Source organism: Janthinobacterium sp. JF4, from assembly GCF_059617925.1.
Genome location: NZ_JCAQAV010000039.1, coordinates 1 through 24,719, shown reverse-complemented (window position 1 = coordinate 24,719; position 24,719 = coordinate 1). Strand labels below are relative to the sequence as shown.

Here is a 24,719-nt window from a genome sequence, read left to right as displayed (position 1 = left end):
TGACGCGTGTATCGCTTTACTTTTCAAAGCGCTTTGAACTATACTCATTTCATACCCAAAGCGCTTTGAATTTTAAAATAAGACGTTCGCCTACCAACCAGCAGCGCCGCCCTGATAGCCACGGCTACAGGCAACTTTTAAGAAATCATTCATGCCGACCATCCAGAACAATCTCGCCCACCTGCCCGCCGACTGGTGGCGCAGCGCCGTCATCTACCAGGTTTATCCACGCAGCTTCCTCGACAGCAATGGCGACGGCATCGGCGACTTGCCCGGCATTACCTCCAAGCTCGATTACATCGCCGCCCTGGGCGCCGACATCGTCTGGATCTCGCCCTTCTTCACGTCGCCGATGAAAGACTTCGGCTACGACGTGGCCGACTTCTGCGACGTCGATCCCATGTTCGGCACCTTGGCCGATTTCGACCGCCTGGTGGCGCGCGCCCATGAACTGGGTTTGAAAGTGATGATCGACCAGGTGCTGTCGCACTCGTCCGACAACCACCCGTGGTTCGTGGAAAGCCGCTCCAGCCGCGACAACGCCAAGGCCGACTGGTATGTGTGGGCCGACCAGAAACCGGATGGCACGGCGCCGAACAACTGGCTGTCCGTGTTCGGTGGTTCCGCGTGGCAATGGGAGCCGCGCCGCGGCCAGTACTACCTGCACGATTTCCTCGCCAGCCAGCCCGACCTGAATTTCCACAACCCTGCCGTGCAGCAGGCGCAGCTGGACAACCTGCGTTTCTGGCTCGAGCGCGGCGTCGACGGCTTCCGCTTCGATTCCTGCAACTTCCCGTATCACGACCAGTTGCTGCGCGACAATCCGCCAGCCGCGCAGCGCGATGCGAGCAGCGTGTCGGCCATCAATCCCTACGGCATGCAGGCGCACGTGTACGACAAGACGCAGCCGGAAAACATCGCCTACCTGCAGCGCGTGCGCGCCGTGCTCGATGAATACCAGGCCATTTCCATCGGCGAAGTGGGTGACGACAATGCGCTGGCCACCATGGCCGCCTACACGGGCGCCGACAAGCTGCACATGGCTTACAGTTTCAATTTGCTGACGGCGGAGTTTTCGGCCGCGCACATCCGCACGCAAGTGGAAGAATTCGAGGCGCAAGTGGCCGACGGCTGGGCTTCCTGGTCGGTGGGCAACCACGACAGCGTGCGCGTCATGACGCGCTGGGGCGGCGATAATCCATCGCCCTCGCTGGCCAAGGTGGTGCTGGCCGTGCAGGCGGCACTGAAAGGCACGCCATGCCTGTACCAGGGCGACGAGCTGGCCCTGACGGAAGCGGACATTCCTTTCGAGGCGCTGCAAGACCCGTACGGCATCCCGTTCTGGCCCCAGTTCAAGGGCCGCGACGGCTGCCGCACGCCGATGCCGTGGGTGGCCGATGCGCCGCACGGCGGCTTCAGCAGTACCACGCCCTGGCTGCCCGTGCCGCCCGAACACCTGGCGCGCGCCGTCGACGTGGAACAGGACGATGCCGCGTCGCCGCTGCGCTTTGCGCAGAACATCCTCGCCTGGCGCCGCACCCTGCCGCAATTGCTGCGCGGCGATATCATGTTCTTCGATGCGCCGGAACCCGTGCTGGCCCTGCGCCGCGACTTGCCCGGCCAACCGTCCGTGCTGGCCGCCTTCAACCTGGGCACGCAAGCGGTCACCTTCGCCTGGCCCGATGCGGCAGCGGCGGCTGGCCTGGCCGGTCACGGCTTGCCGGGCAGCAAAGATGGCCAACAGATCAGCTTGCCTGCGCATGGCGGCTGGTTCGGCACCTTGGCGTAAATCGCAGGCTTTGGCGGCCATGCCGCCAATTACAATAACGAGCCCCGCGCATCAGCGGGGCCGAATTGACAGAATGAGGATGGAGACATGGCTGGACTGAAGTTAACAGGCCTGAAGAAGGCATATGGCGACGTGCAAACCCTGCACGGTATCGACCTGGAGATCGCCGACGGCGAATTCATGGTCTTCGTGGGCCCATCGGGTTGCGGCAAATCCACCTTGCTGCGCAGCATCTGCGGCCTGGAAGAAATCAGCGGCGGCGATTTGTTCATCGGCAAGACCCGCATGAACGACGTGCCACCCGCCAAGCGCGGCATCGCCATGGTGTTCCAGAGCTACGCCCTGTACCCGCATATGAGCGTGGCGCAGAACATGGCGTTTGGCCTGAAACTGGCCGGCATGAGCAAGGTGCAGATCGCCGACGCCGTGCAGCGCGCCGCGCAGATCCTGCGCATCGAACCTTTGCTGGAACGCAAACCAAAAGACTTGTCGGGCGGCCAGCGCCAGCGCGTGGCCATCGGCCGCGCCATCGTGCGCAAGCCTGACGTCTTCCTGTTCGACGAACCGCTGTCCAACCTGGATGCCTCGCTGCGCGTGCAGATGCGCATCGAACTGGCGAATTTGCACCGCGAATTGCGCTCGACCATGATTTACGTCACGCATGACCAGGTCGAAGCGATGACCCTGGCAGACCGCATCGTCGTGCTCAACGCGGGCCGCATCGAGCAAGTGGGCGCGCCGCTCGAACTGTACCACCATCCCGCCAACCTGTTCGTGGCCGGCTTCCTCGGTTCGCCCCGCATGAACTTCCTCAAAGGCAAGATCCACAGCTACGTCGACGGCGTGGCCACCATCGCCACGAATGCGGGCGGCATGCTGCAGGCTGTGCTGACGCAGCCGCTGGCCAGCGGCACCCCCGTCACCATCGGCGCGCGGCCCGAGCACGTGCAGGCGTGCGCGCCCGGCGCCACCGCCGCCATCACGGCCACCGTGCAGGCGGTGGAAAAACTGGGCGACATCAGCTATCTGTATGTGCAAGTACCGGGCGGCGACGAGCCGCTGGTGGTGCGCGCCGATGCGGATACCGACTGGGCCATTGGCCAGTCCGTGGCGCTGCAGGTGGCGCCCGCCCGCGTCCACGTGTTCGACGAGCACGGCCAGACGCGTACCTGATTTCGAATTTAAGGGGCCAGGCGCTACAGGCGCCGCCTGGCCTGGTTGCATCGTTTCAGCCTTGATACTTCACATAAAAAAAGACACTGGAGATTGACATGTCCTTCACGCACCCGAAACGCAGCTTCATCAAAACCACCCTGATCGCCGCCGCCCTGGCCGGCATCGGCAACCTGGCCGCCGTCAGCATGGCGCACGCGGCCGAGGCAGGCACCCTCCTGATCTGGATCAATGGCGACAAGGGCTACAAGGGCCTGGCCAAGGTCGGCGAGGAATTCACCAAGAAGACGGGCGTCAAGGTCGTCGTCGAGCATCCGGAAGATGCGCCAAACAAATTCCAGCAGGCGGCCGCCGCCGGCAAGGGTCCGGACATCTGGATCTGGCCGCATGACCGCATCGGCACCTGGATCGACGCCGGCTTGCTGCAACCATTGACGCCAAGCAAGGAAGCGCGCGCCGCCATCCTGCCGCTGGCCTGGAACGCCTTCACGGTGGGCGGCAAGACCTGGGGCTACCCAATCTCCATCGAAGCCGTCGCCCTCGTCTACAACAAGGACCTGGTGCCGAAGCCGCCAAAAACCTTCGAGGAAATCGCCGCACTGGACAAAAAACTCTCGGCGCAAGGCAAGAAAGCCATCCTGTGGGATTACACGAATACCTATTTCACCTGGCCTTTGCTGGGCGCGGGCGGCGGTTTCCCGTTTGAAGTCAAGGCCGACGGCCGCTACGATGCGGCGAAAACGGGCGTGAACAATGCCGGCTCGCAGGCAGGCGTGAATGCGCTGATGACCCTGATCAACAGCGGCGCCATGCCGAAGGGCGCCGGCTATGCCGAGATGGAAGCGGGCTTCAACCAGGGCAAGATCGCCATGATGATCAACGGCCCATGGTCGTGGGACAATGCGCGCAAATCGAAGATCAACTTCGGCGTGACAACCATCCCTACCGTCGCAGGCAAGACGGCCACCCCATTCGTGGGCGTGCTGGGCGCGATGATTTCGAAAGCCAGCCCGAACAAGGACCTGGCGACGGAATTCCTGGAAAACCAGATGCTGCAGATCAATGGCCTGAAAACCATCAACGCCGACGTCCCGCTGGGTACGCCAGCGAACAAGGTACTGTTCGCGGAATTGAAAGCCAACCCGAACATCCAGGCGACGATGGAAAGCGCCCAGGCTGGCCGCCCGATGCCGAACAACCCGGAAATGGGCCGCTTCTGGTCGTCGATGCAATCGGCGCTGGAAAACATCACGCAAGGCCGCCAGACCACCAAGGATGGCCTGGATGCGGCGGCGAAGCGGATTACGACCGCCAATTAAGCAGGTCAAGGCGTAGGTCGGATTAGGCCCGAAGGGCCGTAATCCGACACCGGCAGCCAACAATGTTGTCGGATTACGCGGCATAGCCGCTAATCCGGCCTACGCCATCTCGTATCATTCCATCTTCACAGGTATCCATCGTGCGCAAGTTTATCGGCCCTACGGTATTGACCATCAGCATGGCGCTGGGTCTGTATCTGCTCTTCATGTTGTACATTTCCGGCCAGACCATGCTGGCCGCCGTTTTCCTCGGCTTGCTGACCCTGACGACGTTTGTCTTCACGTCGCCGCGCGCCTATGCCTACCGTTATCTGTTTCCCGGCATCACTGCGGTGATCGTCTTCGTGCTGCTGCCGATGGTGTACACGGTGTCGATCGGCTTTACTAATTTCAGCTCGCGCAACCTGCTCACCTACGAGCGGGCCACGCAATATTTGCTGGACGAGACGCAGCGCGTGGAAAGCACCGGCTATGCCATGACCGTGCATGCCGACAACAAGGAATACCGCTTGCGCCTGGAAAGCCCGGACACGGGCGAAGTGCTGCTGACGCAGCCGCTGGCCCTCAAGCGCGCCGTGCCCCTGAAGGTGGAAGTGGCGCCGCCCGACCCCGTGCAGGCGCCCGTGCTGGCCGCGCCGCTGCCCATCAAGGACATCATCGCCCTGCAAAAGGATTTGAAGCTGCTGACCCTCGTGCTGCCAAACAAGATCGAACTGCGCATGGTGGGCTTGCGCGAATTCGGCCCCGTCGCGCATGTCTACAAGCAATTGCCAGACAAGACGTTGAAGAAGGTCGCCACGGGCGAACTCGTGACACCGAACTTCAAGACGGGTTTCTATGAAATGCCGGACGGCACGAAACTGGAACCGGGCTTCAAGGTCAACGTGGGCTTCGCCAACTTCGTGAAGATTTTCTCCGACGAAGCATTCCGCGGCCCCTTCCTGCGCATTTTCGTATGGACCATCGTTTTCGCCCTGATCAGCGTGGCCACCACGACGGGCCTGGGCATGGTGCTGGCCGTGCTGCTGAACTGGGATGCGCTGCGCTTCCGCGGCCTGTACCGCACCCTGCTGTTCCTGCCGTACGCCGTGCCCGGTTTTATCTCCATCCTGGTCTTCAAGGGCTTGTTCAACAATAACTTTGGTGAAATCAACCTGGTGCTCGACGCCCTGTTCGGCATCAAGCCCGCCTGGTTCTCGGACACCACGCTGGCCAAGGCCATGATTTTGATCGTCAACACCTGGCTCGGCTACCCCTACATGATGGTGGTATGCATGGGCCTGATCAAGGCGATTCCCTCGGACCTGTACGAAGCGTCGGCCCTGGCCGGTGCGGGACCGCTGACGAATTTCTTCAAGATCACCCTGCCCCTGATCATCAAGCCGCTGACGCCGCTGATGGTGGCCAGCCTGGGTTTCAACTTCAATAATTTCGTGCTGATCAGCTTGCTGACGGGCGGACGCCCGGACTTCCTCGACACGACCTTGCCAGCGGGCACGACGGACTTGCTCGTGTCCTACACCTACCGCATCGCGTTCGAGGATTCGGGCCAGAACTTCGGCCTGGCCGCCGCCATCTCGACCCTGATCTTCTTCCTCGTGGCCGCGATTTCGCTGGTCAACATGCGCCTGACGCGCATGAACAAAGCATAAAGGACAGACCATGGCTATCGTTGTCGACCGTTCCAACCGCTGGCGCATCCTGGCGGCCCACATCGCCGTGATCGCGCTGATCGCGCTGGTGATGTTCCCCTTCCTGATGATTTTGTCGATCTCGCTGCGGCCCGGCAATTTCGCCTCGGGCAGCCTGATCCCGCCCGAGATCAGCTTCGAGCACTGGCGTTTGGCGCTGGGCATGTCCTACCAGGCGCCCAACGGCGCGCTGGTCGAGCCGGACTTCCCCGTGCTGCTGTGGCTGTGGAATTCCATCAAGGTGGCCAGCATGAGCGCCACCGTCACCGTGCTGCTGTCGACCACCTGCGCGTACGCGTTCGCGCGCATGCAGTTCCGCTTCAAGTCGCAGACCCTGTCCGCGCTGATGCTGCTGCAGATGTTCCCCGCCGTGCTGGCCCTGGTGGCCATCTACGCCATCTTCGATGTGCTGGGCAGCTACGTGCCATGGCTGGGCATCGACCACCACGGCAGCCTGGTGCTGGCCTACACGGGCGGCATCGCCCTGCATATCTGGACCATCAAGGGCTACTATCAAACCATCCCCATCGAAATCGAGGAAGCGGCCAAGGTCGACGGCGCCACGCAATGGCAAGCGTTCGTCTACGTGCTGCTGCCGATGACGGTGCCCATCCTGATGGTGGTGTTCCTGCTGTCGTTCATCGGCGCCATCATCGAATACCCGATCGCGTCCGTGCTGCTGCATGAACAGAACAACCTGACCCTGGCCGTCGGCTCGAAGCTGTTCCTGTACGAGCAAAAATACCTGTGGGGCGACTTCGCCGCGGCGGCCATCCTGTCCGGCCTGCCCATCACGGCCGTGTTCCTGCTGGCGCAAAAATGGATGATCTCCGGCCTGACGGCTGGCGGCGTGAAGGGCTGACCATGCGCCGCTCCCTGACTACGCTGGCCGCCCTGTTACTCAGCGCTTCGGCGCAGGCAGGGAGCGTCAGCTTCGCTGACAACCCCATCGTCTACTTCGCCGTGACGGACCGCTTCGCCAATGGCAATCCCGGCAACGACCACAGTTATGGCCGCGCCGCCGACCCGCAAGGCGGCGACGTCGGCACGTTTCACGGCGGCGACATCGCCGGCATCACGCAGCAACTCAAAGCCGGCTATTTTCAAGACCTGGGCGTCAACGCCCTGTGGATCACGGGGCCGTACGAGCAGATCCACGGCTGGGTAGTGGGCGGCAAGCAGCAATTCCAGCACTACGCCTACCACGGCTACTGGGCGCTCGACTACACCACCATGGACGCCAACATGGGCACGCGCGAGGAATTGCGCGAAATGATAGACACGGCCCACGCGCAGGGCATCCGCGTGCTGTTCGACGTGGTGCTGAACCATCCCGGCTATGCGGACTTGCGCACCCTGGCGCAATACAAGGTGCCCGTGCTGTGGCCGGGCCATGAAAAGGCCGTGCTGCGCGATTATCACGGCTTCATCGACTACAACAACTTCGAATTCAAGCAGTGGTGGGGCCCGGACTGGGTGCGCGCCGGCTTGCCCGGCTACCCCGACGGCGGCAAGGACGACTACACGATGCAGCTGGCCTACCTGCCCGACTTCCGCACGGAGAGCGCCAAGGCCGTGGGCTTGCCGCCGCTCTTGCAACATAAAAGCGACACGCGCGCCGTGGCCCTGCCCGATACCAGCGTGCGCGGTTACCTGGTAAGTTGGCTGGCCGACTGGGTGCGCGAATTCGGCGTCGACGGTTTCAGGGCCGACACCGTCAAGCACGTGGAGCCGGCCAGCTGGCTGGCCCTGCGCGCGGCCGCCACCGATGCCCTCAAAGATTGGAAGGCGCGCCACCCGCAGCAGAAAATCGACGATGCGCCATTCTGGATGACGGGCGAAGCGTGGGGCCATGGCCCCGAGCGCAGCAGCTGGCATGACGCCGGCTTCGATTCGATGATCAATTTCGATTTCCAGAATCGCGCCAACGGCGACTGGAAAAGCCTCGACGGCGTGTACCGCCAGTACGCGGGTTTGTTGAACAAGGGCCAGCCCCCCCGCTACGACATCCTGTCGTATATCTCCTCGCACGACACCAGCCTGTTCCCGCGCGACCGGCTGAAACATGGCTTGTCGGCCTTGCTGCTGGCGCCGGGCGGCGTGCAGCTGTTTTACGGCGATGAAAGCGCGCGCCAGCCTGGCGCCGCGCCCATCGGCGACGAACAGCAGGCGACGCGGTCAAGCATGAACTGGGCGTCGCTCGATGCGGCCACCCTGGCGCATGCGCGCAAGCTGGGCCAGTTCCGCCTGCGCCACCCGGCCCTGGCGCGCGGCGAACATCGTCTGATCGACGAAAAACCGTACGCGTTCGCCCGCGTGATCGATGGCGACGCCGTCATAGCCGTGCCCGAGGCGCAAGGCGCCATTACCTTGAAAGTCCACGGCGTGTTCGCCGACGGCACCCTGCTGCGCGACGCGTATACGAATCAAACCTGTTTGGTAAAAAATGGCGCCGTCACCGTGAACGCGGCCGGCACCGTCCTGTTAGAAAAGGCAGCACCATGAGTACCTATGACATCCTGGTGGTCGGCGGCGCCGGCATCGACACCATCGTGCGCGTCCCTTCCCTGCAATTGCCCGTGGCCGATTCCATGCACGTGCCGCCCATCCGCGATTACGTGGCGCACACGGGCAATGGCGTGGCGCTCGGTTGCCACGCGCTGGGCCTGCGCTGCAAGTTCATCGACTTCATCGGCGACGATGCCCAAGGCGCGGCCATCCTGCAGCGCTATAAAGATGCCAAGCTCGATTTCTCGCACATCGTGGAACCGTCGGGCACGCGGCGCAGCGTCAACCTGGTCGATCCGCAAGGGCGCCGGCTGTCGCTGTACGACGGCCGCCACCCGGAAGACGTGCGCATGCCGGCCGCCTTCTATCTGCCCTACCTGGGGCCGGCCCGCCATGCGCATTTTTCCATCATGGGCTGGGTGGCCGAGCTGTTCGACGATGCGCAAGCGTGCGGCACCACCGTGTCGACCGACCTGCACGACTGGGATGGCGTCAACCCGCACCACTGGACATTCGCGCTGCGCGCCGACCTGGTCTTCCTCAGCACGGCCGCGCTGGGCGAGCGGCGCGACGATGTCATGCGCGCCATCGTGGCTGAAGGGCGCGCGCAGGCGGTCATTGCCATGGCGGGGGCGGATGGCGCCTACCTGCTGGAACGGGGCGGCGAGACCGTGCGCCACACGCCGACGGCAGGCTTGAAGCTGCCCGTGGTGGACACGAACGGCGCCGGCGACTCGTTCGTCGCCGCCTTCCTGCACGCCTGGCTCGATGGCGCGGACATGGACACCGCCATGCGCCGCGGCGCCATCGCCGGCGCATTCGCCTGCGCCAGCCCCGGCACGCATGAACGCTTCATCAATCGGGAAGAACTGCACGGCTTATATCAGGCATGCACTAGCTTATGACTTAATATTCTATCAAGCGTCATGGCTTGGCAAGTCGCTCATGGCACAATGGCTGCGGATTTCATCACCGCAGACCATAGCAACCGGAGACACCATGAGAATAGAAACCCTGGCCGTGCATGCCGGCTACACCCCCGACCCGACCACCAAGGCCGCCGCCGTCCCCATCTACCAGACGGTGGCCTACGCCTTCGACAATGCCCAGCATGGCGCCGACCTGTTCGACCTCAAGGTGGCCGGCAATATCTACACGCGCATCATGAACCCGACGCAGGACGTGCTGGAAAAGCGCGTGGCGGCGCTGGAAGGCGGCGTAGCCGCGCTGGCCGTGGCCTCGGGCATGGCGGCGATCACCTACGCGATCCAGACCATCGCCGAAGCGGGCGACAATTTCATCTCCGCCAGCCAGCTGTATGGCGGCACCTACAACCTGTTTGCCCACACCCTGCCGCAGATCGGCATCGAAGTGCGCTTCGCCGACGCGCGCCAGCCCGAGACCTTCGCCGCACTGATTGACGCGCGCACCAAGGCCATCTTCTGCGAATCGATCGGCAACCCGCTCGGCAACGTCACCGACGTGGCCAAGCTGGCCGAAATCGCGCACGCGCACGGCATCCCGCTGATCGTCGATAACACGGTACCGAGCCCCTACCTGTTCCGCCCCATCGAGCATGGCGCCGACATCGTCGTCCATTCGCTGACCAAGTACCTGGGCGGCCACGGCACCACCGTGGGCGGCGCCATCGTCGACAGCGGCAAATTCCCGTGGGCCGAACACAAGGAGCGCTTCAAGCGCCTGAACGAGCCGGACGTGTCGTATCACGGCGTCGTCTACACGGAAGCGTTCGGCCCCGCCGCCTTCATCGGCCGCGCGCGCGTCGTCCCGCTGCGCAATATGGGCGCGGCCATCTCGCCACTCTCCGCCTTCCAGCTGATCCAGGGCATCGAGACCCTGGCCCTGCGCATGGACCGCATCTGCGACAACACGCTGGCCCTGGCCAAACACCTGAAGCAGCATCCGAAAGTCGCGTGGGTCAATTACGCGGGCCTGGAAGACCACCCGGACCACGCGCTGGTGAAAAAATACATGCATGGCCGCGCCTCGGGCATCCTGTCCTTCGGCCTGAAACTGGCCAGCGGAGAAGACCCGCGCGCGGCCGGCGCCCGCGTGCTCGACGCCCTGCAGCTGTTCACGCGCCTGGTCAACATCGGCGACGCCAAGTCGCTGGCCACACACCCGGCGTCCACCACGCACCGCCAGCTCAATCCAGAGGAACTGGCCAAGGCCGGGGTGTCCGAAGACATGCTGCGCCTGTCCGTCGGCATCGAGCATATCGACGACTTGCGCGAAGACCTGGAGCAGGCCTTGAACGCGGCATAAGCCCTGTTCCATCCGGCGGGGGCTTCATGGCATAATCGGCAACATGAACTCCCCGCTCCCATCGCCGGAACAGCCGGTATCTGGCCAGTTCCGCGGCCTGTTCCGCGCCGAATATGCGCGGCGCATGAATGCCGTGCTCGATCATATCGACCGCCACCTCGACACGCCGCTGGACCTGGCCCAACTGGCCGACGTCGCGCATTTTTCGCGTTTCCACTTTCACCGCGTATTCGCCGCCTGGATGGGCGAGACGCTGGGCGACTATGCGCGCCGCCGGCGCCTGGAAACGGCCGCCCTGCGGCTCGCCTGCCGCCCCGGCGAAGCGATACTGGATATCGCGCTGGCGACGGGCTTCGGCTCCGGCGAAGCGTTCGCGCGCGCCTTCAAGCTGAAATTCGGCTGCACGCCGACGGCCTGGCGCGCCGGCGTCGCCGACAAAAACGCCGCCATGCTGGCCGCCATGCGCCTGCGCCGGCAAGATAGCAATCCTGATCAGGCCATGCGCAATCCCGGTCAGGAAAAAGGACCGCACTTCCAGCACCATGGACACTCCAATCCACTTGATAGAGAGAGTCCCATGCAAGTCACCATTCTCGACCTCCCACCCGCCAGCGTGGCATGCCAACGCCATATCGGCCCCTACGGTCCCGCCATCGGCGCCTTCTGGCGCGACACCGTCGCGCCATGGATGCAGTCGCACGGCCTGGGCGACGCCATTTGCTACGGCATCGGCCATGACGATCCCAGCATCACGCCGCCGGACAAATGCCGCTACGACGCCTGCGTCACCGTGCCCGACGGCTTCCAGTCGGGCGGCCGGGCCAGCATCACCTCCCTGCCCGGCGGACGCTATGCGGTGGCGCAGTTCAAGGGGCCGTCCAGCGCCATCGCCGAAGCGTGGACGCGCATGATGCGCGAATGGCTGCCGTCCAGCGGCCTGCAGTGGGATGAGCGCCCGTGCTTCGAACGGTTTTACGCGGCCACGGCGCTGGACCCGGCCAGCGGCGAATTCTCTTGCGATATCTGCATCCCCGTGCGGCCGCTGTAGTGGTCACGTCGGATGACGCGCCGCCAATAGCTGCGCCACCTGCCTGACCCTGTCGCCCACCGCCCCTGACACATTGACAAAGGCGATCCCGCGCAGCGCCAGCTCCGCCTGATACCAGGCATGCTGGCGCGCGCGGAAATCCTCGTCGCGGCGCGTGCCGTCCTGGATGAAGGGGAAATCGGGGGCGCACAGCAGCACCAGGTCGTAGCGGTGTTCGGCCAGCTGCGCCAGTTCCTGCTCGGCCCTGCCGAACATCTCGACGCAGTAAAAATACGTCGTCATGGGCGAGGTATCGCAAAACAGCCAGCGCCGCGCCTGTGAGGCAGCGGCAGCTTCACGCTTTAGCTGCTCCCTGCCGATCTTCAGCAGATCATCATAGGCCAGCACGCCATCCTGGCTTTCCCACAACTCGCGGCCATATTCGGCCACCCATTCCGTCTCGAAATGGCGCGCCAGCGCCTGCGTCAAGGTCGTCTTGCCGCTCGATTCGCCACCGAGCACGCACACGCGCGTGACGAAATCGGCGCGCACAATGGGCGACAGGAAGGCGCTGTGCGCATGCGGATCTTGCCGCACCCTGGTGCCCGACACGGGCACCGCAGTTCTCGCCTGGTCCACGCTCACGTGCGCCACCGGCCCGTGCGCGTAATGGCGTTCCAGCACCCGCGCAAAACCGGGGCCATAGTCTTCGCTGGTGAAGACGGCATCGACGGGCAGCGCCAGCACAGTCCAGCACAGCCAGCCCATGAAGTGGCGATGCGCGTCGCCATCGGCGTCGTTGTGCGGCAAAATCCGCGCCGGCATGCCGCGCGCCGCGCACAGGGCGGCCAGGCGTACATCGTCGAGCACGACGATGTACGCGTGCGGGAACTGCGCGCGCAGCCAGCGTTCCCGGCGCGCCGGTTCCAGGCCGGGAAATTCCGGTTTCGTATAGCTGACCACCAGCAGTTCTTCGCAGGCGTCTTGCGCACGCTTGATCAACAGTTCGTGGCCCTGGTGCAGCGGGCAGAATTTGCCGACCACGAGGCCGCGTTTATAGAGATTCATGCTGCCGCTTCCTGCAAATCCGAGGTGTATTGAATGATCTTGTCTTCCGCCAGCAAGGTCTCGACCGTGATGGCGCCGAAAAAAGGCGCGAGCAAGGCGCGCGCCCGGTCCGCCTGCGGCATGGCGCCCGGCGCCAGGCGCAGCGCGATGGCGCCATCGCCATGCTGGTGCACGCCGAACAGGGCGATTGCCAGCGGTTTCAGGGCATGCGTGATGTCGATATTATTGATCCACTCGCCGTTGACCGTCCTGTAGCGCAAAGGGCTGCGGCCGGCCAGGCCCACCAGCACGGGGCCGTGCGGGCCATGCGCCAGCGACGCGTAATCGCCCGTGCGGTAGCGCACCAGGGGCAGGCAAAAGTTAAAACCGCCCGTCACCGTGATTTCGCCGCGCTCCCCATCGGCCACGGGCTGGCCCGCGCTATCGAGGATTTCCACGTACAGCCGGTGCTGCAGCAGCACGTGGCCGCCCGCCTGCTCGTCGTAGACGGCGACCGGCCCCACTTCATTGAGCGAATAGATGTCGAGCACGGGACAGCCGAAACGCGCTTCCAGGCGCGCGCGCATGCCGGGCAACAGCATCATCGAGACGGACAGCAGCGCGGCCGGCTTGTGGGTCATGGGCAAGGTCAGGAGTTCGGCAAACGAGATCGGGTCGCCCGCGATCAGTTCGGGCGCCATGGCGTCCAGGTAGCGCGCGCGGTCGTCAGGATGGCGCCAGTCGTCCGGGTGCAGATTGATCTTCGCCAGGCCCGACTCGTGCATCGTCGGGGTGACGGAGACATAGGTGAAGCAGCGGCGCTGGTGCCCCAGCAGCATCACCCCCACCTGTCCCGCGCCATGGCGCAGGGTGACGCCGAAGCGGCGCAGCGCGCGCTTGTGGAAGGCCAGGTAGCGCCCCGCCACCAACGGGTGCGAAGCGATCAGCAGCGGGTGGCCCGTGGTGCCCGTGGTCTGGAAGTTGATCATGCGCGCCAGGTCCGCATCGTCGGGCACGAAGGCGGCGATGTCGTGCGCCAGTTCGGCGCGGCTGATGGGCGCCACGTCCAGAAGGCGCGCGGGCGGCGAGCCGCAGGCGCGGTAATGCGGCACCGTGGCGTAGGCCGTCCTGAGAAAATCCGCCAGCCAGGGCGGCGGGGCGTCTTTGCTCCAGCCTATCTCCGCCGCCATGACTTCCTGCTCATAGGCGCGCAAGGCCGCCACTTCTTCTGCCAGCAGCTTGTTGCCGCTGCGATTGCGGTATACGGGGGCGCAAGGGTGGCTGCGCAGTTTTTCCAGCATGCGCGCGCCCGCCGGCGTCAGGGTGGGACAGTAGTCGCGGTCCGATTCCCAGGCGCCGCCGGGCAGATTGACATCAGCTTTGCCAGCGGGCGTCATTCGCGCGACCACTTGTCGGCCGATTCCTCGGCCGCCTTCTTCGCCAGCGCCTCGCGGATTTCCCGCGCGCGCTGCTCGGCCAGCCGGCTCGCTTCGAGCAGGCGCCGGCGCTCCGTGCCGCTGATGGCGGACAACCTGTCCGTGGCCTGCGCCACGCTTTCGTCATGCGGCCGGAATCCCAGCCTTGCCAGCACGATGCGCGCCAGTTCCTCGCGCCGCTCGGGGTCTTGCGTGAACTGGTGGGCGGGCGTGGCGGCTGCCAGTTCGCGCGCCGCCTCGCCCAGCACCTGCAGCAACGCTGGCTGCGGCAACTGCTGACCGAGGAACCAGTCGTCCGCCAGCAGCCAGCACACGATCATGGCCAGCGCCAGCCGGTTGCGGTCAGCCTTCACCTGCGCGCCGATAAAACCCTGCAGGGTCGCGGCCGGCGCGCGCGCGCCATGCAGCAGCAAAATGTCGTTAACCAGCGCGGCAACCGCCACTGCCTGCGCATTGGCGACGCCGGCGATGCGCGGCTCGGCGAGGAATTCGACGGGCGTGTCGGCCAGGCGGTGGGTTAATACTTCGAGGTGGGGGCCAGAGAGATTCATGGGCCTTTTCTTAATACAGTGATGTGCAAATTTAGCCCCAAAAGCAAAGGCTGGGGTCAGACCCGGCGGGTCTGACCCCGGATTTAAACATAGTGGCGCCGGCTGAACGCCCGCGCAAAGTCCAGCAAGTCCTCGTAGCGCTCGACGGCGTGGATATCCCAGCCCTGTTCGCGGCGCGCGCGTTTCAGGTCGTCATAGGTCTGCTGCAGCCACTTGTGGGCCGCCGCGCCTTCCCAGTCGCGCTCCAGGTTCAGGGCCATGGTGCCGCCCGCGCCGCCCTGCTCCAGCGCCTTGGCGGAAATATCCCAGCCGCTGTTGCCCAGTTCATCCTTGTCGAACATGGTGGTGATGCCATCGTCGGAAATCATCAGGATGTGCGCGGGCCGCTCGCGCCTGGCCGCATAGGTCTGGCGCAGGCGGTGGATGGGAAAACAGGTGCCGCCGCCAAAAAATTCCGTCAGCACGCCCAGGATCATGTCTTCATCGCGCACGAAACCCGGCGTCTGCATCACCTCATTCTTGCCGCTCCACAGGGTCACCTGCACCTTCGCGCCGGCGCGCAGGGCGGACAAGGCGATGACGGCGCCAGCCAGCGTCAGGAACGACGTATGCGCCTGCGGGTTCGGCATGGAGCCGGAACTGTCCACGTACATGTCAAGGTCAACGGGCACGGCATCGATGGCGCGCGCCGGTTCGCGGCCATACACGCGGCACACGGTGGTCACGCCCGGCACGGGACGCGGCGACTGCATCACCGATTGCAGCCAGTCGATGTCTTCCAGTGGGTCGCCGATCTCCCACGCTTCCAGCCCTTCCATCTGCGGTTCCTGCGATTCGGGCGCGGGGCGGCTGGGAAACGCCACCAGGTGCGGCAAGGCCCGCTCGCGGTAGTAGCGGATGGCGATTTCATGGTCGCTCAAGTCCACGCCCGAGGCCTTCAGAATGTCGCCCAGCTCGAACGGTTCGCGCAGCTGCCCGCGGCCCGGCCTGGCCGGCGCCTCGGCTTGCGGCTCCTCGCCATCGAGGCCCGAGATGCGCTTGTCGTGCACCGGGTGGATGGCGCCGTCCTCTTCGTCATCCTCGATCTGCTGCGCGCCATACGTCTGGCAGCCACGGGCCGCGTCGCGCGTATCCTGCAGGTAGCGGCTGGGGCTCAGAGCGTCCGTATCGTCGACCAGATAGGGCAGCAGCAAGGTGGCGAAGCGGCCCGCCGCCAGCATCCAGTCGTTCGCGTAGACGCGGATCAGGCGCGCGCCCAGCCAGGCATCCGTGTCCAGGCGCTCGTCGGCCTTGTTATCAGTACCTGCGCCACCCAGCTCGCCCTTTTCCAGCTGCCACAGGTTTTCATAGATGCGCATGTACAGGGTCCACACGCCGCCGCTGGCCTTGGCCTGGCCATCCGGCGCCGGCTCGCTGCCCTGCTGCAGCTTGCGGTAGATATCGGCCATGCGCAGGTTCGCCTGGCGCTGCAGGCGGTCGTTGATGAACAGGTCCGTGTACAGGTTGGCCACCATCGGTGCGTGCTGCTCCAGGGTGGGCAAGGCGCGGCGCATGCGCGCCAGCAGGCGGAACTGGTCGCCGGCGCTGCCGGGCGCGAGGATATGGTGGCCGATTTCATGGGCGAGGATTTCCAGCGCATAGTCGTCCAGACCCAGCTCCGTCACCAGCGGCAAATCGACCACCACGCTCTGGTCGAGCAAACGGATCATGGCGAAGCTGCCGGACAGGCCCTGCTTGCTGGCCTGAACATGGCTGGCGCACAGGCTCGGGTCGCGCAGGCGCGTAAATTTGCTCCACACGGCCAGCGCCTCGGGCCAGGCGGTGCGCCAGGCATCGATCAGGGCGGTGTCAGCGTCCTTCTTCATGCGAGCGGCAGCAGGCGGATGGCGTGCGTCCAGGGTGACGTGATGGCGACCGTGTGCGCATTGGCGGCGATGGCGATGTCGCCGGCCGGCAGGTCGAGCGCGATGTTGCGCGCGCCGATATGCAGGGTGGTCCCATCCGCGCGCACGTCCGCCGGCATGCCGGTTTGCGCCTGTTCGAACTCCTGCGCCGTGGCGCCGTGCAGCACGGCGCCATAGGCGTCGGCCACCAGCAGGTAATGGCGATCGGCGCTACGCACGATAAAACCGTCCTTTGTCGCACGCACTTGCGGCGGCGTGCCGAAGTCGCCTCCCAGGCCCGTAAAGGCGCCGAACTCCCTGCCCTCGGCATTGCCGCGCCACGGATAGTCCATGAGCTGCGCATGCACCTGCGGCCAGTGCGCGCCCGGCTCGCCGAAGGCGGCCAGCGCCAGCACTGGCGGCAAGGTGTCGGCGGCGGCCAGCGCGCCCTGGCGGAAATGCGCCACGCCGCAGCGCCACGCCAGCACCTGGCCCACGGCGCGCAGCTGCGCGACGCTGCCGACTTGCGGCGCCACGGCAGCCATCCCGGCCTGCCATTGCGCGGGCCGCGCACCGGCCACGGCGCAAATGTGAATGGCGGCGTTGCTGAGCATGCCCAGCACGTCGACGGGGGCAGTGGCCAGCAGCCGAGAAAACTGCGGCGCCAGTTCGCGCCAGACGCTATTGAGGAAGGGATTTTTCGCGGCAGGACCGGCCAGGCCATGGCCCACCAGTTCCAAAGCCATGTCATAGGCGGCCAGGGTCACGCCGCCCACGCGCTCGGGCGCAGCGGCGGCCACGGCCACCACCAGCGGATCGACGCTGTCATGCAAAAAGGCGCCAAAGGCGGCCATATCGAGCGCGGGAAAGCGCCGGCGCGCTTCCGCTGCACGGCCGTTGAACTGGGCGCGGCCGCCGGCGAGTATCGAGGCAAAGGCAGGAGAGATCATCGCAGCCTGTCAGTCGCTGTGCGAAAAGTGCAGCAGATAGCGTTCATCCCCCAGTTCGAACGCGATCTCGTCCCAGTGGATCGCGTACCAGAAACCGCCGGGCGGCGTCATCGTCACGGCGTACGAGGAAAATCCGCCCAGCGCATCGTCCAGCGACTCGAGGAAGGCGGCCACCAATTGCGCGCGGAAGCGCCCGGGTGGCGCCGCCTGCATGTGCCGCGACGAGAAAAACCAGCGCTGGCACAGCTGTTCCAGGTGCACGCGCCCGCACGGCGCCGGCGCGATGTGCCACAGCGCGGCAGGCAGGTCGCGTGCGGGTGCGATGACGTGCAAGGCGTAATCCTTGACGCGCAAGCCCAGCGCCGTGGCGAGATCGGGCGCATCGGGCAGGCGCTGCAACTCGTAGCTCGCACACAGGTCGCTCGCTTCACTATTCAGTAGCGCCAGCGCTTCCAGGAAGCCTTGACAATGCGGGACACTCATTGCGAACGCAGCCAGCTGCGGTAGTTCGTATAGCGCTGATGCAGATATTTGAGCTTGAGCAAATCGTCGTACAGGGGACCGTACAGTTTTCTGCCCTTCGTGCGTTCGCCGATCAGCTTTTCGATGCGGTTCAGGCGCGCCAGGGTATCGCGTTCGCTGACGCCATCGAGGCCCAGGTCGAACTCGGCCGACAGCACGCCAACGGGATCGTCGCGGTCCAGGTCCAGGCGGTTGAATTCATCGTTCGACAGATCGAACAGGCGGCGCAGCCAGCCCAGCCTGTCGCTGCGGTAGGCGGTGTTTTCCGGCAGCGCGAAAAATGGCGCATCCGGGTCCGGCTGCAGCTTGTTATGCAGGACGAAGGGCAGCACCTGGCGCAAGTCTTCCAGCTCCACCTCGCCGTTGCCGCGGAAGTAGGCCATGGCCTTGGCGTAGATCAAGAGCGCCATCAAGGTGCGCACGGAAATGCCGTTCAAGGTCTGGCAGCCCAGGTCCTTCAGACGGTCGCGCCCATTGTCGGCCGCCTGCGCGGCGCCCCGGTCAGCGCCGGCCAGGCGCGCCGTATCCTTGGTCATGTATTCGAACTGGCCGCCGGCCGTCTCGAACAGCTCGAACTGGCTGGCGAAGAATTCCAGGCGGCGCCGCACCGCGTCGGGCACGGCCACCTGGCGGATCGCTTCGCCGATCTGATCGACCTCGCCTTCCGTGAAGATGATCTCGGGCGGCACCAGCTCTTCGGGCCGCACGTTTTCTTCCACGCGCAGCAGCAACTCGTTCAGGAAGCGCGGGTTGAAGGCCAGCGCCTGCACCGTCACGTCGACCCGGTCGCGCAGCGCTTCGATCACTTGGTAGGTGCCGCCGCCCTGGTCGTCGTTGGCCGTCAGATACCATGCCGCTTCCGGGCATTCGTAAATATGGTTCAGCACTTCCGCGTAATTGTCGCCCATGACGGTGAGCAGCGCGCTTTGCGTGCGCGTGGGGATGCGGTTGTACTCATCGACGATTTTCACGCGCATGCCCAGCCAGGCACGCCAGGCGATGCGGATCTCGTCCATGCTTTGCGCGTTGACCAGGTCGGCGGGCAGTGGATTGCCCAGCAAGTCGGCCACCGTCATCTGCGGATGGCCGTGCTGCATGGCCCGTTTGACTTCCTTGACGGTGGAACCGGCCAGCACCCCCATCAGCAAGGCGCTGGCCGTCTTGCCCCGTCCCGGCCCGCCGACGAACAGGCATTTGCGGCGCGTGGCGAACGTCAGCAGCGGCAGCAAAATGAAGCTGGAATAGCTTTGCGCCGACGGCAAATTCAGGATGCGGCGGCTGTCGCCCACGGAATACGTCTGCGACGGGCCGTCGTTGTACTCGATGTCGTAATGGGGGCTGATGATGGCGTGGTTGACGATCCAGAAATACGCCTGGCGCAGCTTTTCATCGAACGGCCGCGCTTGCGCCTCGCCCTCGCCGCCCAACGCGATGGGGCCCTGGTACAGGTCCGCCACGTCGAACTGCCGCGCGGCGGGCGCGGACTTGGGTTTGGTGGGGGCCTGGGAGATGCGCTGGAACAGGTTGAAGGGAGACATGGTTCGTTTACTTTAAATGGGGTCAGACCCGGCGGGTCTGACCCCGGGTACGAAATTATTGCATATCGTTCCCATTACGCCTTGTTCAAATCGACAACGGTTTCCTCCATCCTGCGCCAGCGCCACCAGCCCAGCGCCACGCAGGCCAGCAGCAGGGCCAGCAAGCCGGCCACTTCATGGCGGATTTCATGCAGCGAGGCGCCCATTTGATTAAGCGCGACAAAGCCCTGGATGCCGGCCGTGGAGGGCAGCAGCCAGCGCAGCCATTGCAGCACGACAGGCATGGACGAGACGGGCCAGGTCAGGCCCGCCAGGAACAGCACGGGCATCGAGGTGGCGATCATCAGCTGCGTGCCCCGTTCGCGCGTGCGGAACAGCATGCCCAGCAGCATGCCGAAGGCCGCTTCCGCCAGCGAGAACAGCACCAGCAGCAGCAGCATGCCGCCGAAGTTGCCGCCACGGGGGTAATCCTGGAACCAGAAGACGAAGCCGAAGAAATAGCAGCAATTGAGGAAGGCCACGCAGGCAAACGCCAGCAGCATGCCCGCATAGCCGCCCGCCGTGCGCCGGCCCGCCAGGGGGAAGCTCTTGCGCTGGTACCAGGTGCCGAACAGCATGGTCATGCCGATCAGCAAGGTCTGCTGCACGATCAAGGTCGCCACGCCCGGCACGACATACGCGCCATAGCCTTCCTTGACGTTAAACAGGGGCACGGCGTCAAAGACGATGGGCGCGCGCTGCTGGTTCGCCTGGATGGTGGAGGGCGTGCCCGCGCCCAGCCGCTTGAGCTCAATGCCGGCCGACACGGTGCCCACCACTTCGGCCAGGCCGTTCAAGGCCACCTTGTTGAGCATCAGATACAAGCCATTGCCCGCCACCTGCGCGTGGGCGGCGCGCCCGGCCAGCACGTCCGTCTGCAAGCCATCGGGAAGGATCAGCACGCCCATTACCGTATCGCGCCACAATAAATCCTGTGCGACGGGCAAGTCGGGCGTGACGGCCACGACCTGCAATGAAGGATGGGCCATGGCAAAGCGCGTCAGCTGGCGCGACATGGCGCTGCGGTCCTGGTCGACGATGGCCACGGGCACGCGCTGGACGATTTCCGTCGAGTACGGCAAGGGATAAAAGAAGGAATAGATGATGCCGCCGATGAACAGCAAGGTCAGCGCGCCCTTGTCCGTCAGCATGGCGCGCCAGGTGGCGAGAAAGGCGGGCCAGATCATATGCGCCCCCAGGCGGCGGGCGCATTCGCGCGGCGCGCCAGCAGGAATACGCCCACGGCGCCGCAGCCGATGGCAAAGCCGGCCAGTATCAGCATTTCCTGTACGCCATAGCGCCACGGCGCGCCAGCCAGCCAGTATGTCGTTTGCAGCTGCAGATAATGCGTGAGCGGCAAGGCTTCCGCCCAGGCGCGTGCCGGCGCCGGCATGGACATCAGGGGAAAGGCCTGGCCCGCAAACGCGAAGGCCGGCGCCGTGATGAAGGCCGCGCCCGACAGGGCCAGCCGCAGCGACAGGGTGGCGGCGATCAGCAAGGTGGCCAGGCCGCAGTAGGCCAGCACCAGCAGCAGCATGCTCAGCAGCAAGGCCGGCAAGCTGCCCGCCACGGCCCAGCCCCGCGCCAGGCTGAAGAACAGCAGATACAGCAGCGCCAGCGCGCAATAGGCGACGAGGGGAAACAGCAGCTTGGCGCCGACGGCGCGTAGCCAGCTGCCATGGGCCGAGGCCAGCCATTGCGGCACCGTACCGTCGCGCAACTCGCGCCCGATGCTCGTGACGACGGCGACGACGATGAAAATCTGCAGCATGGCCGGCATCAGGGCCAGCGTCAGAAACGCTTCATAGCTGGTGTTTTCATTGTATAAGCTGTTCAGGGTCGTGCGGATCGGTTCGAACTGGGCCGCCGCCTGCACGCCCGACATGCCCTTTTTCATCCTCGCCGTCATCTCGATGCCGGCGGACAAGGTCGTGCTCACCGTGCGCACGTCGCGCAGCAAGGCGCCCGCGTGCGAGGAAAACTGTGCGTTGTACAGCCATTGCACGGTGGCCTGGCGGCCGCCCAGCAGCTTCTGTTCGAAATCGTTGGGAATGAGCAGATAGCCAAACGCCGTGCGTTCGCGCAGCCTGTGCAGGGCTTCGTCGCTGGACGCCACTTTCGCCGCCACGGCAATGCCGGGCGAAGCGTCGAGCCAGCGCATGAGCTGGCGCGACAGGGTGGAGTTGTCGTTATCGATGACGACGATGGGCAAGTCGCGCGCGATACCGGCGGAAAACACCAGCCACAACATGCCGCACAGCACGAGGGGAATCCAGCTGAGCATGCCGATATCCCAGAAGTCGCCGCGCAATCGTTTCCACTCGCGTGCCAGCGCCGAAACCGGCTCTTTATCCGCTTCGTTCATCGAGTATCAGAGCGGTGGAAACACGACCGACATGCCCGGACGCAAGCCATCGACCTTGATGGCGGGACGCAAGCGGATTTCAAACGTGCGCAAGTCCGTGCCGCCCGGACGGGCCGCGCGCCACGTGGCGAAGTCCGGCAGCACGGCCACGGAGCTGACCTTGAAGCTCACTTGCTGTTTCAATGCCGGCACGTTGGCCGTATGCGTGCTGCCCATGGCAAACGCTGCCATTTCATCTTCGCGCACTTGCAGCACGGCCCAGGCGTCATCGAGGTTCACCAGGGTGATTACGGGAAAGCCTTGCGGCGCCAGTTCACCGGGCTGTATCTGGATCTTGCTGACCTGCCCGGCTACCGGCGCGGCGATCTTCGTTTCGGCCAGGGCGATCTGCGCTTCCGTCAGCACGGCGCCCACCTGGCGCGCCTGGGCGGCGGCGGCCGTCTTGTCTTCCGGTCGGGCGCCCTTTTGCGCCATGTCATATTGCGCGCGGGCCGCTTGCGCCAGCTGGTCGGCGGCGCGCCATTGCGCTTGCGCCTCGTCGCGCTTCTGCTGGGCGATCACGCCTTGCTCGAACATATTGTTGACGCGGGTATACGTGGTCTTGGCGATGGTGGCACCCGTTTGCGCCCGTTCCCAGTTCGCTTTGGCTGCACGGACTTCTTCCGGCCGCGCACCGGCTTGCGCCTTGTGCGCCACGGCATCGGCCGCTTGCGTGGCGGCCGTCGCTTGCGCGATCTTCGCGTCCACTTCCGGGCTCGTCAACTGGAACAGCAGCTGGCCTTTCGGCACCGTCTGGCCCAGCTTGACGTACAGCTCGCCCACCCTGCCCGGCACTTTCGACGAGACATTGACTTCCTGCGCATCCATCTGCCCCTGCAAAGGCAGGCGCTGCGGCTGGAAGGCCTGGTACAAGCCCCAGCCGACGAAGGCCAGAACAATGACGGCGGCGACTATGGCCAAGGGTTTTTTGGAGATACTCATTATTATTTGTCCACAGGTAATTGGATATCGGCCGCGGCGGCCAGGCTGCCCAGGCGTTGCGTCTCGCCCGTCGCTTCCAGCAATTGCGCCAGCCCCATCACATAGTGATAGGCCGTCTGCGCGCGCTGGGTTTCCACCTTGGCCAGGTTCAGGCGCGCATCGACCACTTCCAGCGACGTCACTTGCCCTTGCTGGAAGGCCACTGTTTGCAAGCGGATATTTTCGCGCGCCAGCTCCACCGACGAAGCCGTGGACAAATACTGGATGCGGGCGTTTTCCAGCGCGCGCCAGTTTTTCTCGATCAGGGTGGGAATGTCGCGCTCGGCCTGGCGCGCCACCACTTCCACCCGTTCCTGGTCCAGCTTGGCAGCGGCGATCATCTTGCCCGTATTGATGCGATGCACGAGGGGCACGGACACGACCAGGCCGATGGCCCAGTTCGAGCGCACGAGCTTTTCGTTGCCGCGATTCAAGTTGTAATTACCGATGGCAAACACGGTGGGCGCGTATTCCTTGCCGTGCAGCTTCAAGGCTTGCTCGGCCTGCACGCGCTTGCTGTCGATTTTTTTCCAGTTAGCATTCTCGCGCATGCCCGTGCTGATGAACGATTGCAAGGTGCCCACCGGCAAGCTGTTGACGAACAGCGGCGTACTGGGCAGCACTTGCGTATTGACGGCAAGCAAACGATCGAGCGCCACCTGGGCGATTTCCTCGTCGCTGCGCGCCTGCGCCTCGTCGCTGCGGGCGCTGTCGAGGGCCACGTCGGCGCGCAGGCGTTCCGCGCGCGAAATCAGGCCGCCCTTTTCCAGCCTGGCCGCGTCGCGCTGGTGCTGCGTCACGCCGGCCGTCACTTCGGCCCGCACGGCCACTACGCGCTTGGCCAGCAGCAACTGGAAATAGCGCTGCGCCACCAGGGTGGCCAGTTGCTCTTCCGCTTCCGTGTGCTCTGCCTGCGCGGCCAGGGTCAGGCTGGAAGCGAGCCCCTTGACGGCGTCCAGGCGCCCGCCCGTGTAGATGGGCCACATGCCCAGCAAGCCGAACGAGGTCAGGTCCGTCACCACTTCGCGGTTCAGGGAATTGGGAATGTGTGGCGTGGGCAAGCCCGGAATCGGCGGCAGCACGGATTCGATGCCGCCCACCACGCCCGACAAGCCGCTCGTATCGATGTTCAAATCCGTCGACAGGCGGCCGCGAAACGCCGTCAAGTCCACGGAAGGACCATCGATATTCGACAAGGCTTCCGCTTTGAGGGTTTTGGCGCGCACGTCGAGCGCGGCGCCCTGCACGCCGCCCGAAGCCTTGGCCGCCTGCTGCAGCGCTTCGCTGAATGTCAGCGGTTGCGCCACGGCGGGCATGGCCGCGCCCAGCGCGCTCGCCAGCAATAATGATAAGTGTCCTTGCAATCTGCCCATGTAGCGTCCAGTCAATGAATGAGGGGAAAGCACGGGGTTGCCATGTTTATACTTTCACAATAGCAATTATATCCACGGATGTCCATTCCAGCCTGCACTATTGGTTACCGGGACGGAGATCGGCATAGGGGGCGGCCCTGAAGGGCAGCTCCCCTGCCACACCACCCGGCATGCGGGTCCGCACCGGGCGGTTCGAGCAGTT

20 protein-coding genes are annotated in these 24,719 nt (G+C 64.8%); 9 read left to right on the top strand and 11 right to left on the bottom strand.

All coding sequences use genetic code 11. From position 1 onward, the window contains the following. Positions 1-151 precede the first annotated feature (151 nt). The 9 genes from AC54AF_RS22085 to AC54AF_RS22045 all read left to right on the top strand — a co-directional run bounded on the left by AC54AF_RS22085 (position 152) and on the right by AC54AF_RS22045 (position 11,814). On the top strand, positions 152-1,789 hold the full coding sequence (locus AC54AF_RS22085) for an alpha-amylase family glycosyl hydrolase (protein WP_496638251.1): 1,638 nt from the start codon (positions 152-154) through the stop codon (positions 1,787-1,789). A gap of 87 nt (positions 1,790-1,876) precedes the next feature. After that, positions 1,877-2,962: an ABC transporter ATP-binding protein gene (locus AC54AF_RS22080; RefSeq protein WP_496638250.1), complete on the top strand. Its 1,086-nt coding sequence runs from the start codon at positions 1,877-1,879 to the stop codon at positions 2,960-2,962. Between the two features lie 98 nt (positions 2,963-3,060). Continuing rightward, on the top strand, positions 3,061-4,281 hold the full coding sequence (malE, locus tag AC54AF_RS22075; RefSeq protein ID WP_496638249.1) for a maltose/maltodextrin ABC transporter substrate-binding protein MalE: 1,221 nt from the start codon (positions 3,061-3,063) through the stop codon (positions 4,279-4,281). Positions 4,282-4,421: 140 nt separating this feature from the next. Next, a complete protein-coding gene (gene malF, locus AC54AF_RS22070) occupies positions 4,422-5,933 on the top strand; it encodes a maltose ABC transporter permease MalF (protein WP_496638248.1) in 1,512 nt (503 codons plus the stop codon). A gap of 10 nt (positions 5,934-5,943) precedes the next feature. Next, positions 5,944-6,834 carry a maltose ABC transporter permease MalG gene (gene malG, locus AC54AF_RS22065; protein WP_496638247.1) on the top strand — a complete coding sequence of 297 codons (891 nt, stop codon included), beginning with the start codon at positions 5,944-5,946 and terminating at the stop codon, positions 6,832-6,834. A 2-nt stretch (positions 6,835-6,836) separates the two neighbouring features. Beyond that, positions 6,837-8,477, top strand: a complete 1,641-nt coding sequence (locus AC54AF_RS22060) for an alpha-amylase family glycosyl hydrolase (protein ID WP_496638246.1) — start codon at positions 6,837-6,839, stop codon at positions 8,475-8,477. Further along, positions 8,474-9,385 carry a carbohydrate kinase family protein gene (locus AC54AF_RS22055; protein ID WP_496638245.1) on the top strand — a complete coding sequence of 304 codons (912 nt, stop codon included), beginning with the start codon at positions 8,474-8,476 and terminating at the stop codon, positions 9,383-9,385. Before AC54AF_RS22060 ends, AC54AF_RS22055 begins: the two co-directional genes overlap by 4 nt. 94 nt (positions 9,386-9,479) lie before the next feature. After that, positions 9,480-10,766 (top strand): O-acetylhomoserine aminocarboxypropyltransferase/cysteine synthase family protein, encoded by a 1,287-nt coding sequence (locus AC54AF_RS22050; protein ID WP_496638244.1) that lies wholly within the window; start codon positions 9,480-9,482, stop codon positions 10,764-10,766. A 43-nt stretch (positions 10,767-10,809) separates the two neighbouring features. Further along, a complete protein-coding gene (locus tag AC54AF_RS22045) occupies positions 10,810-11,814 on the top strand; it encodes an AraC family transcriptional regulator (protein ID WP_496638243.1) in 1,005 nt (334 codons plus the stop codon). A gap of 3 nt (positions 11,815-11,817) precedes the next feature. On the opposite strand, the gene AC54AF_RS22040 is transcribed toward AC54AF_RS22045, so the two are convergent. From AC54AF_RS22040 to AC54AF_RS21990, 11 genes are all read right to left on the bottom strand, one after another. After that, on the bottom strand, positions 11,818-12,861 hold the full coding sequence (locus tag AC54AF_RS22040) for an AAA family ATPase (protein WP_496638242.1): 1,044 nt from the start codon (positions 12,859-12,861) through the stop codon (positions 11,818-11,820). Further along, a complete protein-coding gene (locus AC54AF_RS22035) occupies positions 12,858-14,237 on the bottom strand; it encodes a phenylacetate--CoA ligase family protein (RefSeq protein WP_496638241.1) in 1,380 nt (459 codons plus the stop codon). Before AC54AF_RS22035 ends, AC54AF_RS22040 begins: the two co-directional genes overlap by 4 nt. Beyond that, positions 14,234-14,827, bottom strand: coding sequence for a hypothetical protein (locus tag AC54AF_RS22030; RefSeq protein ID WP_496638240.1), 594 nt, complete (start codon positions 14,825-14,827; stop codon positions 14,234-14,236). Before AC54AF_RS22030 ends, AC54AF_RS22035 begins: the two co-directional genes overlap by 4 nt. A gap of 83 nt (positions 14,828-14,910) precedes the next feature. Then, positions 14,911-16,692 carry a VWA domain-containing protein gene (locus AC54AF_RS22025; protein ID WP_496638239.1) on the bottom strand — a complete coding sequence of 594 codons (1,782 nt, stop codon included), beginning with the start codon at positions 16,690-16,692 and terminating at the stop codon, positions 14,911-14,913. After that, positions 16,689-17,660: a hypothetical protein gene (locus AC54AF_RS22020; RefSeq protein WP_496638238.1), complete on the bottom strand. Its 972-nt coding sequence runs from the start codon at positions 17,658-17,660 to the stop codon at positions 16,689-16,691. Before AC54AF_RS22020 ends, AC54AF_RS22025 begins: the two co-directional genes overlap by 4 nt. A gap of 9 nt (positions 17,661-17,669) precedes the next feature. Beyond that, a complete protein-coding gene (locus AC54AF_RS22015; RefSeq protein ID WP_496638237.1) occupies positions 17,670-18,143 on the bottom strand; it encodes a hypothetical protein in 474 nt (157 codons plus the stop codon). Beyond that, a complete protein-coding gene (locus AC54AF_RS22010; protein WP_496638236.1) occupies positions 18,140-19,720 on the bottom strand; it encodes an AAA family ATPase in 1,581 nt (526 codons plus the stop codon). The genes AC54AF_RS22015 and AC54AF_RS22010 overlap by 4 nt, the downstream gene beginning before the upstream one ends. 74 nt (positions 19,721-19,794) lie before the next feature. Beyond that, positions 19,795-20,946 carry an ABC transporter permease gene (locus AC54AF_RS22005; protein WP_496638235.1) on the bottom strand — a complete coding sequence of 384 codons (1,152 nt, stop codon included), beginning with the start codon at positions 20,944-20,946 and terminating at the stop codon, positions 19,795-19,797. After that, positions 20,943-22,124: an ABC transporter permease gene (locus AC54AF_RS22000; RefSeq protein ID WP_496638234.1), complete on the bottom strand. Its 1,182-nt coding sequence runs from the start codon at positions 22,122-22,124 to the stop codon at positions 20,943-20,945. Before AC54AF_RS22000 ends, AC54AF_RS22005 begins: the two co-directional genes overlap by 4 nt. A 6-nt stretch (positions 22,125-22,130) precedes the next feature. Continuing rightward, positions 22,131-23,105, bottom strand: a complete 975-nt coding sequence (locus AC54AF_RS21995) for an HlyD family secretion protein (protein ID WP_496638233.1) — start codon at positions 23,103-23,105, stop codon at positions 22,131-22,133. A gap of 2 nt (positions 23,106-23,107) precedes the next feature. Further along, a complete protein-coding gene (locus tag AC54AF_RS21990; protein WP_496638232.1) occupies positions 23,108-24,517 on the bottom strand; it encodes a TolC family protein in 1,410 nt (469 codons plus the stop codon). Between the last annotated feature and the right edge of the window lie 202 nt (positions 24,518-24,719).